This window comes from Peribacillus sp. P4_B1 (genome assembly GCF_056402395.1).
This window is the reverse complement of record NZ_JBFUHM010000010.1, coordinates 83,215-100,808: the sequence shown is the minus strand read 5'-3', so window position 1 is coordinate 100,808 and position 17,594 is coordinate 83,215. Positions and strand designations below refer to the sequence as shown.

Annotated in this window: 15 protein-coding genes and 2 pseudogenes; 7 read left to right on the top strand and 10 right to left on the bottom strand. The window is 42.5% G+C overall.

The features are described from left to right. Positions 1 to 63 precede the first annotated feature (63 nt). Positions 64 to 991: pseudogene (locus tag AC1DVK_RS08190) on the top strand (substrate-binding domain-containing protein). A gap of 58 nt (positions 992 to 1,049) precedes the next feature. Here AC1DVK_RS08190 and bioB read toward each other — a convergent pair. Continuing rightward, on the bottom strand, positions 1,050 to 2,015 hold the full coding sequence (bioB, locus tag AC1DVK_RS08185) for a biotin synthase BioB (RefSeq protein ID WP_217899806.1): 966 nt from the start codon (positions 2,013 to 2,015) through the stop codon (positions 1,050 to 1,052). A 712-nt stretch (positions 2,016 to 2,727) separates the two neighbouring features. Between bioB and AC1DVK_RS08180 the strand changes: the two genes are divergently transcribed. Genes AC1DVK_RS08180 through bioA form a run of 3 tightly spaced genes read left to right on the top strand, consistent with a single transcriptional unit; the run spans position 2,728 to position 5,377 of the window. Continuing rightward, positions 2,728 to 3,312 (top strand): biotin transporter BioY, encoded by a 585-nt coding sequence (locus tag AC1DVK_RS08180; RefSeq protein ID WP_430152060.1) that lies wholly within the window; start codon positions 2,728 to 2,730, stop codon positions 3,310 to 3,312. Then, entirely contained in the window at positions 3,291 to 3,998 is a 708-nt protein-coding gene (bioD, locus tag AC1DVK_RS08175; protein ID WP_477626215.1) for a dethiobiotin synthase, read from the top strand. Before AC1DVK_RS08180 ends, bioD begins: the two co-directional genes overlap by 22 nt. Beyond that, on the top strand, positions 3,995 to 5,377 hold the full coding sequence (bioA, locus tag AC1DVK_RS08170) for an adenosylmethionine--8-amino-7-oxononanoate transaminase (protein ID WP_410863731.1): 1,383 nt from the start codon (positions 3,995 to 3,997) through the stop codon (positions 5,375 to 5,377). Before bioD ends, bioA begins: the two co-directional genes overlap by 4 nt. 75 nt (positions 5,378 to 5,452) lie before the next feature. Here the strand turns inward: bioA and AC1DVK_RS08165 are convergent, their stop codons facing one another. The 3 genes from AC1DVK_RS08165 to AC1DVK_RS08155 form a co-directional block, all read right to left on the bottom strand. Further along, positions 5,453 to 5,734, bottom strand: a complete 282-nt coding sequence (locus AC1DVK_RS08165; protein WP_477626214.1) for an alpha/beta hydrolase — start codon at positions 5,732 to 5,734, stop codon at positions 5,453 to 5,455. A 108-nt stretch (positions 5,735 to 5,842) separates the two neighbouring features. Continuing rightward, positions 5,843 to 6,352, bottom strand: a complete 510-nt coding sequence (locus AC1DVK_RS08160; protein WP_125161253.1) for a MepB family protein — start codon at positions 6,350 to 6,352, stop codon at positions 5,843 to 5,845. A gap of 465 nt (positions 6,353 to 6,817) precedes the next feature. Beyond that, the gene (locus tag AC1DVK_RS08155) at positions 6,818 to 8,311 is read right to left on the bottom strand and encodes a peptide MFS transporter (RefSeq protein ID WP_477626213.1); all 1,494 of its coding nucleotides are present in this window, start codon (positions 8,309 to 8,311) and stop codon (positions 6,818 to 6,820) included. Between the two features lie 328 nt (positions 8,312 to 8,639). Between AC1DVK_RS08155 and AC1DVK_RS08150 the strand changes: the two genes are divergently transcribed. Continuing rightward, positions 8,640 to 8,864 carry a hypothetical protein gene (locus AC1DVK_RS08150; protein ID WP_089362706.1) on the top strand — a complete coding sequence of 75 codons (225 nt, stop codon included), beginning with the start codon at positions 8,640 to 8,642 and terminating at the stop codon, positions 8,862 to 8,864. 104 nt (positions 8,865 to 8,968) lie between these two features. On the opposite strand, the gene rsiV is transcribed toward AC1DVK_RS08150, so the two are convergent. Together rsiV and AC1DVK_RS08140 are read right to left on the bottom strand one after the other, a co-directional pair. Continuing rightward, a complete protein-coding gene (gene rsiV / locus AC1DVK_RS08145; protein ID WP_477626212.1) occupies positions 8,969 to 9,838 on the bottom strand; it encodes an anti-sigma-V factor RsiV in 870 nt (289 codons plus the stop codon). Continuing rightward, entirely contained in the window at positions 9,823 to 10,338 is a 516-nt protein-coding gene (locus AC1DVK_RS08140) for a sigma-70 family RNA polymerase sigma factor (protein ID WP_410862800.1), read from the bottom strand. Before AC1DVK_RS08140 ends, rsiV begins: the two co-directional genes overlap by 16 nt. Positions 10,339 to 10,523: 185 nt before the next feature. On the opposite strand from AC1DVK_RS08140, the gene AC1DVK_RS08135 reads away from it, so the two are divergent. Then, on the top strand, positions 10,524 to 11,930 hold the full coding sequence (locus AC1DVK_RS08135) for a polysaccharide deacetylase family protein (RefSeq protein WP_410862801.1): 1,407 nt from the start codon (positions 10,524 to 10,526) through the stop codon (positions 11,928 to 11,930). Between the two features lie 95 nt (positions 11,931 to 12,025). Here the strand turns inward: AC1DVK_RS08135 and AC1DVK_RS08130 are convergent, their stop codons facing one another. Next, positions 12,026 to 12,745 (bottom strand): YebC/PmpR family DNA-binding transcriptional regulator, encoded by a 720-nt coding sequence (locus AC1DVK_RS08130; RefSeq protein ID WP_089362702.1) that lies wholly within the window; start codon positions 12,743 to 12,745, stop codon positions 12,026 to 12,028. Positions 12,746 to 13,007: 262 nt separating this feature from the next. Between AC1DVK_RS08130 and AC1DVK_RS08125 the strand changes: the two genes are divergently transcribed. Further along, entirely contained in the window at positions 13,008 to 13,724 is a 717-nt protein-coding gene (locus AC1DVK_RS08125) for a DUF4261 domain-containing protein (protein ID WP_477626211.1), read from the top strand. Positions 13,725 to 14,036: 312 nt separating this feature from the next. Here the strand turns inward: AC1DVK_RS08125 and eutC are convergent. From eutC to AC1DVK_RS08110, 3 genes and pseudogenes are all read right to left on the bottom strand, one after another. Then, a pseudogene (gene eutC / locus AC1DVK_RS08120) lies at positions 14,037 to 14,789 on the bottom strand (ethanolamine ammonia-lyase subunit EutC); the annotation flags it as partial. A 14-nt stretch (positions 14,790 to 14,803) separates the two neighbouring features. Next, complete coding sequence (locus tag AC1DVK_RS08115; RefSeq protein WP_477626210.1) at positions 14,804 to 16,168, bottom strand: ethanolamine ammonia-lyase subunit EutB; 1,365 nt, start codon at positions 16,166 to 16,168, stop codon at positions 14,804 to 14,806. 18 nt (positions 16,169 to 16,186) lie between these two features. Further along, positions 16,187 to 17,593: an ethanolamine ammonia-lyase reactivating factor EutA gene (locus tag AC1DVK_RS08110; RefSeq protein ID WP_477626209.1), complete on the bottom strand. Its 1,407-nt coding sequence runs from the start codon at positions 17,591 to 17,593 to the stop codon at positions 16,187 to 16,189. Position 17,594: the final 1 nt, after the last annotated feature.

Genomic DNA, 17,594 nt, shown 5'->3' with positions numbered 1-17,594 from the left:
CTATTTACCTATGAATACACTTTTCAAAGGGCACTAAGATACAATTAGGACGGAGGGATGCACATGTCGCAGGAGCTATCCTATACAATCGAAGAAGTGGCACAGCTTTTAAAAGTATCTAAATTGACAATATATGATCTTGTTAAAAAAAGGGGAACTGCCTGTATTCCGAGTGGGCAGGCAAATGAGAATGGATGCAAAGGACTTAGAGAAATATATCACTGACAGTAAGTCCCTAACATCCCCGGGTCCTGTCGCCGAACCCCATCGGAACGAAGAGAAGGGCACACCACCCCTTGTCATCAGCGGCCAGGACATGGTTTTGGATATACTGGGACAGTACATCGAGAAGGATTCCGGCCATAAAACATTACGATCGAACACAGGGAGTTTAAGCGGGCTTATATCCATGTACAATGGCGATTCCGACATCGTGAGTATGCACATGTTTGATGGAGATACGGGTGAGTATAATCTTCCATATATAAAAAAGATCTTGGTTGGCTATCCTTATATTTTATTTAATCTCGTTTCAAGGAATGCAGGTTTATATGTTAAAAAAGGGAATCCTTTCAATCTCACCACCTGGAATGATTTAAACAAGGATCACTTGACCATCATCAATAGGGAAAGAGGATCTGGTGCAAGAATCCTTCTTGATGAGCAGCTAAAGATCCATAAGATTCCGCCTAAAAGCCTTAAGGGGTATGAAAATGAGGAAACCAACCATTTAAGTGTCGCATCAGCTGTTTCATCAGGTATTGCGGATGTCGGCGTTGGAATTGAAAAAGCGGCAAAAATAGTCGGAGTCGACTTCATTCCATTGATAACGGAACGTTATGACCTTGTTCTATTAAAAACTCCGAAAAACGAGCAGATCATAAAAATCGTCAAAAGAATTTTATCCTCGAATCCGTTTCAAGCGGAAATCGATGCTTTAGGTGATTATGATATTTCCAGGACAGGCTCGATCATTCACGAGACATTTTAAAAAGGAAGGCTACTTTAACAGCAGCCTTCCCTTTTTACTTTTCTTTTTTTCATATTTCCTAAAGAGCACATTCTTCGATTTCAAACCCCAGGTCTTCGATGATTCCCCAATCCGCCGTTGGTTCTTGACCAGCTGTCGTTAAATAATCTCCGACGAAGATGGAATTGGCTGCATAAAGTGCCATGGGCTGCATGGAACGGAGATTGACCTCACGACCGCCGGCCAGACGGATTTCTTTGCTCGGGTTGACGAATCTCATCATCGAAATCAGTTTCAGGCATTTAGTGGGGGTCAACTCGGAAGTTCCCTCAAGAGGCGTTCCGTCAATTGCATTGAGAAAATTACAAGGAATGGAATCCGCATCAAGGCTGCGTAAGGATAGAGCAATTTCCACTGCTTCCGCAGCAGATTCCCCCATACCGAAAATGGCACCTGAACATGGGGACATTCCCGCATCTTTCACAGTTTCGACTGTATCCACCCGGTCCTCATATGTATGTGTTGATGTAATATTGCTGTAGTTTTCCTGTGATGTATTCAAGTTGTGGTTATAGCGATGAACGCCCGCTTCTGCTAGTTTGCCGGCATGTTCCTCATTCAGGAAACCTAAACAGCAGCAGATTTTAAGATCCGTCGTTTCACGGATTTCTTTTACCGCTTCAATGACATGATCAATTTCCCTGTTGGTCGGACGACGGCCAGAAGCAACGATGCAATATGTACCCGCTTTACGACGGATTGATTCTTGCGCTCCCTCGACAATCTTTTCTTTAGTCAGCCATGCATATTTATCAATCGGGGCTTCCGACACGATCGACTGCGAGCAATAGCCACAATCTTCGGGACATAATCCTGATTTCGTATTGATGATCATATTCAATTTGACCTTTTTTCCATAATGATGCTTGCGTATGAGATATGCTGCATTCAAAATTTCCAAAACTTCGCCATCTGGGGCTTGTACGATTGCTAATGCCTCTTCAGCCGTAACTTTATATCCTTTAATCACGCTCTCCGCTAACATCTTCCAATCCCTTACTAATGTTTCCAAATCCAATCCCTCTTTTCTTTTAATGTTGTCTATTTCTTTCCATGAATCTGCCGCGATTAATTACGAAGAACTCGTGAAGTTCCAATCGATACGAATGCTGGTGCCTAGATCCCGTGCTTATGTACTTCCTTGGAAAGGAGCTTGGCCCGGGCAAGAATCGATGCTTCCCTCCCGACACCTGCAGATAAAGTGAAAGCTAACGCTCCGACTCTAAAGAGATCGTCTACAAAGACCTGCTTCCTGCGATTTATCCCACCTTCTGCTGCTACCGCTTTTTTAGGGTATCCCCATTTCGATATCCATCTTTCCCTTCAAACCAAAATATTCGGAAGTTCCCCGCCAGTCACATTTGCATCACAGACCATAATGCTTTGCATTTGGAATGGCAGAAAAATGACTGGTAACGGATCATTAAGTGAAATAAATAGGCATTAACCAACCTCCAATTCACTTAATATGTTAACTAAAATAGTTTATAGTTAACATATGGATGAATAATACCATACAAACAAAATATTATTCAATGGCTATTTTTCAATATTTTCCTAGTTTGTCCTTGAAAAACTGAGAAGGCATGCACTTTATATGTTAACCTAAATATTAATTAGTTGACATATAAAATAGAAATCAGGCAAACTAATAGTGGGCAATTTGCCTGCCATTTCTAAAAAAGGTGGTGAAAACCTTGAAAGCAAGAACGATTTCTTATGTAGCCCTTTTTACTGCGTTAACCGCAATTGGCGCCTTTATTAAAATACCTATCCCTTATATACCATTCACACTGCAAATTCTGGCAGTCTATTTGGCAGGCGCATTGCTGGGGCCCCGGCTTGGGATGCTCAGTCAGTTATGCTACGTCTTGATCGGACTTATCGGGTTGCCAGTGTTTGCTGAAGGCGGGGGATTCGGCTATATATTCAAACCCACTTTCGGCTATTTGCTCGGATATATTCTGGGAGCCTATGTAAACGGGTGGCTGATCAACCGGTTTTCCCTCTCCACGATTCGTTCCATATTCCTTGCTAACGCTGCCTCTTTGCTGACCGTTTACTTCTTCGGCTGCATATGGCTGTATGGTGCAATGAAGTGGATTGTGGAAACGCCGCTTTCAATCAACCAAACGATTCTTTACGGCTTCTTATTACCAGTACCCGGTGATTTACTGCTGTGCATTCTATGTGCTGTCATCATTCAACAAGTACGTCCGCGAATTGCAAGATACATAAACGTAAAGGAGCTGAATCATCCATGGGCCAAGCCTACTTCATAACCGGAACTGGCACGGATATTGGAAAGACCATCGTCACGAGTGCACTTTATCTTTCTCTTCAAACGTTTGGAAAAACCGTCACGATCTTCAAGCCATTTCAAACAGGAATCAATGAGGAAACGAATACATACCCGGATATTTCTTGGTTTGAGCAGGAACTCGGTGTAAAGGAATCAGGGTTTTACACACTGGAGCCCGAAACCTCTCCACATTTGGCGATTAAATTAACCGGGAGTCAAATCGATGTGAAGAAAGTCGTGGAAAGGGTTCATGAACTTGAGGAAATGTATGACATCGTATTAGTTGAAGGAGCAGGCGGATTGGCTGTACCGCTCATTGAACGGGCGGAAGGTTTCTATATGACGACGGATTTCATAAGAGATTGCGGCATGCCTGTCGTATTCGTATCCACAAGCGGCTTAGGGGCGATTCATAATGTCGTGACGACCCATTCTTATGCCCAAATCCATGATATATGCGTTAAAACCATTTTGTATAATCATTACCGGCCAGAGGATCGGATTCATCAAGACAATATCGAAACCATTGAAAAGCTGACAGGGCTGAAGGGGCTCGCCTGCATTCCAACACTGGCCGATGTTAGAAAAGATTTGAGGATCTGCATCCTTGATTTACTTGGTGACCAAAATTATACCCAACAATTGAAAGAGGTGTTCAAAGCATGAACAGTCAGGATTTAGAACAATGGGATAAGGAATATGTATGGCACCCGTTCACGCAAATGAAAACGTATCGGGAAAGTAAACCGCTGATCATCGAGCGCGGCGAAGGCAGCTATCTGATTGATGTGGATGGCAAACGCTATTTGGACGGCTATGCTTCATTATGGGTGAATGTGCACGGACATAACGAGCCGGAATTAAACGGAGCCCTTATTGAACAAGTGAATAAAGTCGCGCACTCCACTCTGCTGGGATCTGCAAATGTACCATCGATCTTACTGGCAAAGAAACTGGCAGAGATCACTCCTGGTCATTTATCGAAAGTCTTCTACTCTGACACGGGATCTGCCGCTGTGGAAATCGCCCTTAAAGTCGCTTATCAATATTGGCAGAATATCGATCCCGTCAAGCATCAGAATAAAAACAAATTCATCTCCCTTGACGAAGCATACCATGGCGATACTGTCGGTGCCGTGAGTGTGGGCGGAATGGATCTATTCCATAGAATCTTTAAGCCCCTCTTATTTCAACGGATTTCCGCCCCTACACCATATGCCTATCACATGACTGAATATGGAGATCAAGAAGCAGTGAAAAACCATTGCTTGAAGGAACTGGAGAAGTTGCTGCAGGAACAATCAGAGGAAATTGCCGGATTGATCATCGAACCGCTTGTGCAGGGGGCGGCAGGTATCATAACCCATCCCCGGGGCTTTTTGAAAGAAGTTGAACAATTATGCAAGAAGTACGATATCCTCCTAATTTGTGACGAGGTGGCTGTAGGGTTCGGTCGCACCGGTACGATGTTTGCCTGCGAGCAGGAAGATGTCGTCCCTGATATCATGTGTATGGGCAAAGGGATCACTGGGGGATATATGCCACTCGCAGCCACCATCATGAACGAGCAGATCTTTCAATCCTTTTTGGGAGAACGGGAAGAACATAAAACCTTCTATCACGGCCACACCTATACAGGAAATCAGCTAGCCTGTGCACTGGCCCTGAAGAATATCGAGCTAATGGAAAGCCGGAATCTCATTAAAGACATCCAGAAAAAATCAAAATACCTATCCGAAAGACTGCAAGCGCTATACGAACTTCCGATCGTCGGCGATATTCGCCAGCGCGGCTTCATGATTGGAGTGGAAATCGTTAAAGACCGTGAAACAAAAGAAACGTTCACCCTCCAAGAGAACGTCGTTTCCGGGATCATCCATACAGCACGGGAAAATGGCCTGATCATCAGGGAACTTGGTCCAGTCATCACGATGATGCCGATCCTTTCCATGTCAGAAAAGGAACTCGATTTCATGGTCGAAACGGTCTACCGTGCCATCCAGGAAGTCTCCATTCATAAAGGATTGATCCAAGCAGCAAACTGATTCAAAAAGATGGTGAATTAAAAAGGGCACCTCAATGGGATGCCCTTTTTTCGCTTGAATTTTAGATGAACTCACCTATTCAAACAAAGGGATTTCCGGCGGCATCCCGGCTTCAGGCAAGAAATAAATGAAAATGGTGAAACAAATGATAAGCACCGAAAAGATGATGGCAATAACCGAAATGCCCAAGAGAAATTTTTTACCCGCTAAATATAAGCTGATTATCAGACTTGCAAACCCAATGATCAAATAAATGCAGGCTCCAACATATGAATTCAACTTTGGGAGAATCCCCGTGATGAAAAGCAGAACGAAAGTCATTTGCAGGGATATGCATATTCCAAGTAAACGTTTCATTCTTACCTCCTGTCTTTGAAAAGTTGAGTGAGATATTTAAATATAAAACTCACCCCTAACAGCCTCTTCATGAACCATTGATAGCTAAGTGGTTCCTACATGGAAAATTCACATAGAATATAGTTCTAAAATTTTTTGTATGGGTAACTTATTCGCATGACTCAAATCAACAAAAAAAGGTAGTTGCCACTTTTGAGTCGTTATTGCCTGTTTACTAGTTGGATTATCCCAAATAGGATAAATCCTTATTGCCATTTTCCCTTTTACATTTTGCGTTTTAAGGACATTTTGTTTTGCGAGAATTTCTTTCGGGAAAATAAATTGCCCAAAATGGTCATTACTCATTGAGGTATTGATGACCAATAAATCAGGAGAATTTTCATATGCAAAGGGTTGATTTTTATCATTTTCGTCTTTTTCCCAAAACGCAACAAACTGTCCCACTTTATTGGGTGTTATTTTTGCGACTCTAAATCGAACCGATTTTGCATTTAAGTGAAATGTTCCAGCTCCGTATTCGGAATTTTGATATTCTTCTTGAATTGATTTTATAGACAGATGATTAGGTTCATAAACTATTTTGTTTACATGAGTTAAAGCTCTATAAAATTTATTCATTTCGCTACTCCTATTTACTTTGGAATGAAGCTTCATTGTTTTTTTAAGCATAAACTATGAGGCTGCTAAAACATCATATCAATTTTTTGGTAAAAATGGTATGTAATCAATCTGGCACGGTCGATACTATTACAATGCGAAAAAGCAAGATGCCAAAATCATTGTAATAAAAAGGCTGTTTTCACATACTTTGTTGCTATTTACCAGGTAGTGAGTTGTGGTTGATTTCCCCTCCAGATGCTCGCTTTCCTTGGTGCGGGCGGTGAGCCTCCTCGGCGTAAACGCCTCACCTGTCCCGCTGCTCCCACAGGAGTCTCACACTTCCGCTCCAATCAACCTTAAATAGTTTCGTTTTAAAAACAACAATCTTTACTGAAAAGAGCCAATAAAAAAGATGACCCCGTTTAATTCGAGGTCATCTTCATTATATAGTCCATTCCTTTTTTCCTTACTGCTGGCTAAGTGTTAGCGAATGCCTTTCATGTAACCTTGAATCTTTGGTGATAAGGCCATCAGGGCCAGTCCAAGGATTATTGAAGCAACGCCGATCACTCCAAAATAAGCCATTTCGGTTTGAGGAGTGTAGAATCTGACGATTTGTGCGTTTAGTGCTTGTGCTGCTGCACTTGCCAGGAACCACAGGCTCATCGTTTGTGCCGAGAATGCAGCTGGAGCCAATTTTGTAGTTGCTGAAAGTCCAACAGGGGATAAACAAAGTTCTCCAAGCACTACAAGGAAATAGCTAAGTACAAGCCATAGCGGATTGACTAAAGAGTCTGATCCACCGAAATAAACAGGAAGCAGGATCACCAGGAATGATAACCCGGCGAACAGTAGACCTATTGAGAATTTTTGTGGTATGGTCGGCTGGCGCTTTCCTAGTTTAATCCATAACCATGCGAATACTGGTGCAAGGGTAATGATGAACAAAGGGTTCAATGATTGGAACCATGCCGGGTTTAATTCCATTCCAGCAAAATTCAACTGTGTCCGTTTGTCTGCATAACTTGCTAATATAGTTGCACCTTGCTCTTGAATTGCCCAGAACATGACAGCTGCTATGAACAAAGGAATATAGGCCATCAATCGTGAACGTTCAACAGAAGTTGTTTTAGGGCTGCGATACATGAAAATGAAATAAAGGGTCGGAATAAGGATCCCTAGAATACCTACAAGATTAATAAAGGTTTTAATCGTTAAGATACCTTTAGTGGCAGTGATGCCGATGATGGCAGCTAAAATCAATGCAGCTATTCCCAATTTAGTGAATACGGTTTTCTTTTCATTTTGTGATAATGGGTTAGCAGGAAGAGTTCCAGCTAGGCCCAGGTTCTTTTTCTTTGTTGCAACAAAGACGATGAGCCCAATTAACATACCAATTGCCGCCAGCCCAAAACCAAGGTGGAAGCTGTAATTCATTCCGACTGTACCGACAAGAAACGGTGAAAGGAATGCACCCATGTTGATACCCATATAGAATATACTGAAACCGGAATCCCGGCGATCGTCATTTTCCGCGTATATTTCCCCTACAATGCTGGAAACATTCGGTTTTAATAGACCAGTACCCAGAACAATGAGTACCATGGAAACAAAGAACATGGAGAGACTGCCTGGTACAGCAAGGACAATATGCCCGAGCATGATCAAAATACCACCGTAAAATACGGCTTTTGAAGTCCCGAAAATCCTATCGGCAAGCCATCCGCCAATTATACCGGACATATATACTAAAGATCCGTAGATGGATACTAGGGCAAGGGCTGTGTGTTCATCAAGACCTAGTCCCCCTTTAGAAACTTCGTAATACATATAGTAAACAAGAATGGCCTTCATGCCATAATAGGAGAAACGCTCCCAGAACTCAGTAAAGAAAAGGGTGAATAGTCCTTTTGGGTTTCCAAAAAAACCTTTTTGGGGTACACTATCCACAATTTTCTGTTTATTTATCGTTGCCATACCTAGCCCTCCTTTTATTATTGTATGATAACTTTTATTTTCTCTGTTGTAAACAAATATTTATTATATTTAAATAATTGATTTCAAAATAAATAATAATAGCTATTAAACAAAGCAATTCACACTAAAATCCTCCTAAAAAAAACACCCAATCAATTTAGTCTAAAAGGAAGCTTCCATGAATGATATATTGCCCTAACTTTACCCATGTATTACGTTTGAAAACACTTTGGTTACCAGAGGGAAATTGCGAACCTTGAAATAACCCCACCAAAACCGTTATATACACCGTATAATAGAAATAACAAAAAAATGAGGAGGTACAAATATGATAGGGTTAGTAACCGTGGTGATGATTTTTTCCATCCCTATAATCGCCATACTGACAAGCCATTTCGAAAAACAGGCAAAAAACAAACACAAGATGCTACAAGTTGAACTGGAACTTGAAAAACTTAAACATGAAAACTTCCTTATGGAGACGGAAAAAATGAGGCTGGAACTGGATCAGATGAAATTTGATGAAAAAAAAGACGAGCCAAGGTTACTGTAGTCAAGTAACATTGGTTCGTCTTTTTAATGGTTTTTGTGAGTTCCCGTTTTATAAACCCCTCGCCCTTCATAAGTATAATTAACGGACATTACAAATAAGTTCATTTAATGGATATATTGATCACCCACAAGTAATTCTGAAATAACCTTGGTCGGGATGATGAACTCGACGGCCCCCATATACCCTGGCGCAGCTTCATAGCTGTTAAAGGCGATGACTAGCTTGCCATCTTTGTTTATATAAAAGTTTTGGTTTTCATCAATGCCTTTAAATGCAGTAAGATCATCATCTTCGACCCAATATATCTTTTCCGGATCTTCAGCCATCTGCCGCTTCATCTGTTCCTTGATGTTCTTACTGATCACCTGAAGATAACGATCATCTTTAAATAGGCTATTTAACGTTAAAAGCACTTCGTTTTTCTTGTCGACTGTATCGAATTGACTTTCTGTAGAACTGGAAGCAGAAATCGTGTCCGTATAGCGCTGTACGGATAATATCGTTTCATTATCTGTCAATATCTCATATCCGCTTTCCACCGACATATTGCCCTTTTCCCCTTCCTTCAGTTTTGACATGGAGTCCGTGAATTCCTTGTATAGCTGTTTGCTTTCCGATAAGTATTTATCATTCAGGCTATTTTCAAGCTGTTTATTCTCCAGTCCGGAAATTGCAGGTGTTTTGATCACGGCCGAGGAATTATTCACATCCTCTTTCCACTCGACGAAGGTGATCACTTTAATGACCTTATCGACTATCGGAATATCACTCATGGCCTTTGCCACTGCCGGACTGATGTTTACGGAAGCTGTCACTATCAGAAGCGCTGCAGCCGCAGACASCAGGATATTCCTTCCAACCCTTGACTTCTTCCTTGGCTTTTCATTCAAAGCTGCTTGAACGACATCTTTCAATTCTTTAGGGATCGGTGTTTTAAGATACTCTTCCCGCAGATCCTTTAATTTTTTTTCCATCTTTTCGTTTCCTCCCGTTCAGTCATGTTGATCCGCAATAGTTGCAGCGCTTTATATAATCTCGTTTTAATCGTGCTTACATTCTCTTCCAGAACCTCCGCTATCTCTTCCAACTTCAGGTCCTCAAAGAAACGAAGAACGACTACTGTTTTATACTTGACCGAAAGTCCTTCCAGGGCATTTTGTAAATCCAGGTCGGGGTAGTGATCTTCCTCTCCGCTGCGTAAGTATTCTATTGTTTCGTCATCGGCGACTGTCAGCTTCTTTTTCTTTCGCAAAACATCAAGTGACGTTCGGACTATGATCTTATATAACCAGCTATCTATAGAAGCAGCGTCTTTTATTTTGTTGCTGGAGGCAAGTGCTTTTCTTATCGATTCCTGCACGATATCAAGCGCATCCTCTTGATTTTTGACATAGTAAAAAGCAAGTCTGTACAAATTGTCTTGCCGTTCGGTTATCCGGCCCGTTATTAATTGATTCATATCTAGATTTTTCATTGCATGATAGAGCTCCTTACATTTAAATTACGTATCCTAGGTACAAAGGATAGACGTTCGTGCAGCCATAAAAGTTTGAAAATGAACAAGGAAATATTTATAAATAAAAAAATGAAAATTTTTACAAACTTTTAAGGCTTTTGGCGCGTCTATATAGTAGAATGATTATCGAGGTGGAGTGCAACATGAGGAAACTAAATTATAAAAAAGTCTTTATTTTTCTATTTTGTCTAATAGCTGCAGTGGGAACGATGGGGTTAGCCATCAAAAGCCTTGCTTTTGATAAGAAGCGAACCGTTTCCGCCTATACAAACGATAAAAATTACCCGGAAGCTGATATTCAAACGTATTTGAAAGATAATACGAAAGGCGGTTATTCGGCCAGCAGACCCGTTTTGCATATAGAAAATATCGACAAGCAACTAGAAGCTTACATAAAAAAAGAAATTAAAGATTATGAAAAAAGATGGAAAGCATCCGACGGAAAAGCATCCGAGCTGAACCTCACATACACGATCCTTCATTTCAGCAAGCAGACCATTACCATTTCCTTCGATAAATATGAACAAGTGGAAGGAAAGAAGCAGTCCGAATCCCGGATCTTCACTTATGATATTCCATCTCAGCAAAAGCTCTCTATAGAAGACATCTTTGCCACGGATTCTGATTATTTATCCGTTTTATCCGATATTGTTTTTGAAGAGTTAACCGAGAAGGAAGAAGAAGGCATTTCACAGAGTCTTATTAAGAAGGAAAACAAACTGAAGGCGGCCAACTTCGATTCTTTTTCAGTCTTGAAAAATACGCTTGTATTCTACGTTAAGACTGATGATTCAGCTAAGACTCATACAATAGCCATCAAGAAGGAACTTTTTAATGATAGCTTGCTAGATTCATATAAAAGTAAAGAATTGAATGAGGATCGTGTAAAGGAATGGCAGCCGAAACATATCGTCGCTAAACTGCCCGTGCAAAATGAATGGATTGACCCATCAAAAAAGGTCATTGCCTTGACGTTCGATGACGGGCCACATCCAATTTATACCATGTCCATTCTTGAAGACCTGAACAAGTATGATGCACACGCGACCTTCTTTGTGCTTGGAAGCCGCGTACAGCACTATCCGGAAGTTCTGCAAAAAATGCTTGAACAAGGAAATGAGATCGGCAACCATTCATGGGATCATCCGCAGCTGACTCGCTTAAGCAAGAACAAAATCAAGAGTCAAATCGAACAGACCCAAGACGCTGTAGAAAAAGCTACAGGTTCTGAGCCAAGTCTCGTCCGTCCCCCATATGGAGCGATTAACGATAATGTGCGTGAATACATGGAGGATATGGAAGTCACACTCTGGGATGTCGATCCCGAAGATTGGAAAGACCGCAATGAAAAGAAAATCGTGAGCAATGTGATGAGTAAAGCCAAAGACGGCGGAGTCATATTAATGCATGATATCTATCAAACTAGCGCCGAAGCTGCAGGAAAAATCATCAAACAACTGCATGACAAAGGATATCAGCTGGTCACTATTTCGGAAATGGAAAGGGTAAAGAAAGACCGTGAACTTTCCGGAATCGTCATAAGTGAATAATCAAAAGGAAAGAGCCTGTTTCATCAAAACAGGCTCTTTTGCATTAGATAAAATAAGCAGGCCTTTGATCATATAGCAAAGGTCTGCCCGTTTTTTCATTCACCAAGATCTACATTATGATAAACTTGTTGCACATCTTCCAAATCTTCCAATGCATCAATCATCTTTTCGAATTGTACCTGTGCATCTTCTGGAAGGGTTAGGTCATTTTGTGCAAGCATCGTTAGCTCTGCCACTGTAAAATCGGTGATTCCCGCATCCTTGAATGCTTGTTGCACAGCATGGAATTGTTCAGGTTCAGCATAAACGATGACCGCTTCTTCTTCTTCAATGATGTCACGTACGTCAACATCCGCTTCCATTAACAGTTCAAGCACATCATCAGCCGTTTTACCTTCAATCCCGATGACAGCCGTTGCATCGAACATATAAGCAACAGAACCGCTGACACCCATATTCCCGCCATTTTTCCCGAATGCGGCACGTACATCAGATGCCGTCCGGTTCACATTGTTTGTCAATGCATCCACGATGACCATTGATCCATTTGGACCGAATCCTTCATAACGAAGTTCGTCATAGCTTTCTTCCGAACCGCCTTTAGCCTTTTCAATCGCACGGTCAATGATCGCTCTGGGAACATTGTACGTTTTCGCACGCTCAAGTACGACCCTTAACGCCTGGTTGGATTCCGGATCTGGTTCACCTTGTTTCGCCACTACATATATTTCCCGTCCGAACTTAGCATAAATCCGACTTGTATTTGCATCTTTTGACGCTTTTTTTTCTTTAATGTTATTCCACTTACGACCCATTATATTCCACTCTCTTTCATCATTGAATATACCGATTAGATTATTAAGATACTGCCCTACGAGAAAACCCTTTACGGGAATTCCTTTGAAGATAGGCTATACGTTTACTAGATTATATTATACATCAATTGTATAAGTTTGAAAAAGTCCTGTACATCCCTCACTCACATTAACTCGGCGGGTTGGCGCTATATATTATAAAATGCTATGGTGAACATCAAGAGTGGTATAGTATGAATGGATCGGAAAGGAGAGATGATTCATGAAGGAAAACCAAATCATCATCGGGATACCCGGAAAGTGGAAGGACCGGGCAGAATTGATTCAAACGGTCGCTTCCCAAAGCGAAGGGTACCTGTTAGCAGGGAATATTTTTCATAACAAGGAAAAGAACATAACTTTTCAGGCAGAAATCCAGGATTATGAACCCACTTTAAAAGAGACCTTTTCTTACGCCAGTAAAGATGCCTTTTCAGAGAGATTATTAGCGGAAATCAATGAACATACCTTTACCGTTTATATAATAGCCGATACCGGAAATGTTACGGACTTGATCGATGCTGGGGCAGCAATCCTTAGGGCAGGCGGAATGGCAGTGAAAATAGAAACAGCTGGCATTGCCCATTCAAAGGAAGATTGGCAAAAGCTTCATCAAAGCCCCGATATTCTCTCGGTATATGCCCATTTTGCCACGATCATCGGAGAGGAAGATTATTATTGTTCATTCGGAATGAAAGCCTTTGGGCTTCCAGATGCCGTGACACTTAACACAATGAGTCCGAAAGAGGCGGCATCTTTACTTAACACATTTAATTATTACAATCTAGGTGAACGGCCTCTCTTTACAACTGGCGAAACCTTTAGCATACAACAAGATGCCCCCGACTTTATATTGACGGGCCTTCAGGACTTTAGATATGAAGAAGACCATCCCTTCTACAACCCGTTTGGATTGTGGAATTTAGGGACAAGTAAATAGAGGAACGATTCGCGCCTCCCAGACTTTAGACAAATTCGAACTGCCCCGTAAATGATAGACACAAAACTAACATTTACGGGGTGTTTTTTATTTTAAAAACGTTCCGATCGATTTCAGAAATCCGCTCCCTTTCCGCCGACTGTCTGCCAAGCCTCCTCGGCAGGTGTGTCGCAATTTTCTTCCACCAATAACGGATTCATAAAACAATAAAAAAACATATAAAGCGAGTGCCTGGAGAGGAAATCAACGTCCTAGTCTTAATGATCGTCAGGAAAGAGACCATCCGAACTTCCTTTTTTAGACACTAGGAGTTCAACCGAATTTTTCACGCTTTTCTTCTTCATGTTCTTTCTTCACGAGTGTCATGCCGCTCGCTTGGTATTTAAGGATCTTTTGAATGACCGTGCCAAGATGTGCACCCGCTTCAACTGGTGGGATCCCGCCTTTATGGATGTTGGAAATGACCATCCTCTCTGCTTCAATTATGCCCAAACAAGGTTTATAGCAAATATAAGCGCTTAATGATTCAGCACTGACAAGACCGGGCCGTTCGCCGATCAACAGGACAATGACCTCAGGCCTAAGGATTTCTCCAATATCATCCATCACGGCAACCCGGCCCTTTTCAATATAGAACGGTGTACCTGCATCCAATTTTGCCGCTGCCAAAGATTGTCTGAAAGATAAATAGACGTCCTCCACATTCTCTTCGATCGCCTTGGCACTTAAGCCATCGGAAATGATGATTTGAACCGTTGGGGCCTTTATACATTTTGCTTCGATCATTCGCTTTGCTTCGTCCGACAGCTTCCTGCCATAATCCGGACGCCGTAAATAGACCTCCTTATCATCGGCCTTCGTTTTCACCTTGAATAAATCCATGCGTTTCAATAGAGTTTCACTGACTTCACCATATACAGCATCAACGGCCGCCGCATGGTCAAAACGGAATTTCAGCCAGGAATCCGTTTTAGGACGTGTCCCCGATCTGCCTATCCCTATCCGGGCAGGGGTTTTCGCTATCAAGGCATCCAATTCTTCTTTATTATTCGGATCTTTCATTCCCATATCATCCACTCCTAATGGTTAAAAATAGTTGGATCACCGGCACGCTTCGTTAACTTGCCGTTTTCCAGAATCCCCATCTTCTCCAGCCAAGCTTCATATAATGGGGCTGGCCGCTTATCCATCGTTTGTCTCAATGTCGCTATATCGTGATAACTCAAAGACTGATAATTTAACATGCAGTCATCCCCCATCGGAGTTGCGATGATGAAATTCACACCGGCCGCCGTTAAAAGTACACCCAGGTCCTCGATATCATTCTGATCCGCCTTCATATGATTCGTATAGCAAATATCCACTCCCATCGGCAGACCATGCATTTTTCCCATGAAATGATCTTCCAACCCGGCGCGGATGACCTGCTTGCTGTTATATAGATATTCAGGTCCGATGAATCCGACGACCGTATTGACAATGTACGGATCAAAATAGCGGGCAAATCCATAGTTTCTGGCTTCAAGCGTCACCTGATCGATTCCGAAATGCGCTTCCGCCGATAACTCCGAGCCTTGCCCCGTTTCAAAATAAAGATGCTGCGGACCTGTGCCGGTCCCATGAGCCTTTGCCACCTCGTTGGCTTCTTCGAGCAATTGAACGTCAATTCCAAAAGAACGATTGGCCGCTTCCGTTCCGGCTATGCTTTGAAAGATCATATCAGCAGGTGCACCCTGCTGTACGGCCTTCATTTGAGTGGTCACATGCGCAAGTACACAATTTTGGGTCGGGATATTCCACTTCTGGATTACGTCCTGTGTCGCATGAAGCAGCCGCTTTACGCTTTCGACTGAATCATCAACAGGGTTGATTCCAATGAGGGCATCCCCGATTCCATAGGAGAGACCTTCTTTCAAAGATGCGAGCATGCCATCCACATTGTCAGTCGGGTGGTTAGGCTGAAGGCGCGAAGCAAGCGTTCCCTTGTATCCAATCGTACTATTATTCTTTGTGAGCACTTCGATTTTATTGGCAGCATGGATAAGGTCAAGGTTCGACATGATCTTGGCTGCCGCAGCAATCATTTCACTATTCAGCCCCCTGCTTATTCGCTTTAAATCGTCACCTGTCGTTTCGTCACTCAAAATATATTCACGAAGCTCGGCAACGCTCCAATTCTTCACAGATTGATAGATGGCTCCATTGATGAGACCATCTATGATCCGTGACACTTCATCCTCTTCCGGGGAGAGTAAGGGATAATTCCTAATGTCCGCCAAAGTCAATTCGCTAAGCACAGCTTTCGCCGCAATCCGTTCTTGGACAGAATCCGCGGCAATTCCCGCAAGCCTATCTCCTGATTTCTCTTCATTCGCCTTGGCCAAGACTTCTTTCAACGATTTGAATTGATGGATTTCCCCAAAGTATTGAGCAGATAATTTCATCGTATAATCCTCCGTTTCTTAGTTGTGGAAGGTCAGTGTTTTTACGACAACCGGAACGACCCCTGTCCGCAGCAGCCTTCCTATATCTAAATAATCCCCATGTTCCACTTGTGTCTGATCAATGCAGATGACCGGCAAATCTGGTCGGTTCGCTAGAAATGTTTGACCAAGCACCTTCCCATAATCACTGTCCATCACAATTATCAGAGGTTGCTGCTGATTCGGCTTTTGCATCAAAGCCTCGGTAAATTCGGCTGCGAGCTGCTGTATGTCCCGAAAAGATAGATAAGGTAAATTCGTTAAATAAAAGGCAAAATTCAGTCCTTCCTTTAGTGGATCGTATATCGTTATCGCATCCTGAACCGATTGTGCCATTGTCCTGGTTCCATCATCCAGCACGCCTTGAAAGTCGATGCGGTAGACTGGGATATTACGGACTGGTAGATGAGAATCATTCACCTCGATGGTAGCACCGCTGATTTCAGTTGTATGCGTGCCTGCTCCTAGAACAGTCGCCCGAACCGTTTCAACGGGCTGTTCCCACTCCCATGCAGCCAATACTTCATTTTCCTTTATAGAGGTTGCAAGCATCATGCCGATATCCTGAAAGCTTTTGTCTTCCCGTTCTTCATGATAGATGCAATCACTGACACCTCCCGAGAACATCAACACATCTATTCGTCCTGTCCAAGATGGCTCCTTCCCCACTAATAGAAGTTCATCTTCTTTTGTGAATGAACCAGCCAAAAACCTCGAAAGCACCTTAGACATTTCATTTGCGATGATTACCCCATCAACATTCAAAGGTGAATGCCCTTTTGATTTCAGCCATTTTCCTATTGAGGGAGCAACCTTCACCTTCGCTCCCTCCCATTCCACCAAACGGCCTCCTATATGCAGTGTGCAAGTTCCGCAAAGCATACCAGAACGGTATACGGCAATATTCGCCGTTCCCCCGCCAATATCTATATTCGCTATAGTCTTTCCTGTCTCGATCGAATGTTGATAGGCACCAGATCCCTTTGCGGCAATGATTCCCTCCAAATCCGGCCCAGCTGCCGCTACAAGGAATTCCCCTGCCGCTTTGGATAACCGGTATACCATTTCTTCTGCATTTTGTTTGGTTGCCGTTTCACCTGTGATGATGACGGCCCCTGTTTGTATGTTTTCCATCGTGATCCCGGCTTGATGGTATTCACTTTCCACCATACTTTGAACAGCAGGTATATCAATTACCGTATCGGATAAAAGCGGGGTCTTGAAAATGGGACTTCGATACAGAATTTTCTTATCGGTAATTTCTATTTTTGGCACCTGTCCGCCGCCCGCAACATTCCTAAGCGAAAGCTCGCTGATAACAAGTTTCGTCGTACTAGTGCCAATATCGATTCCTGCACTGATGATTCGTTCCGTCTGTTCATTCATT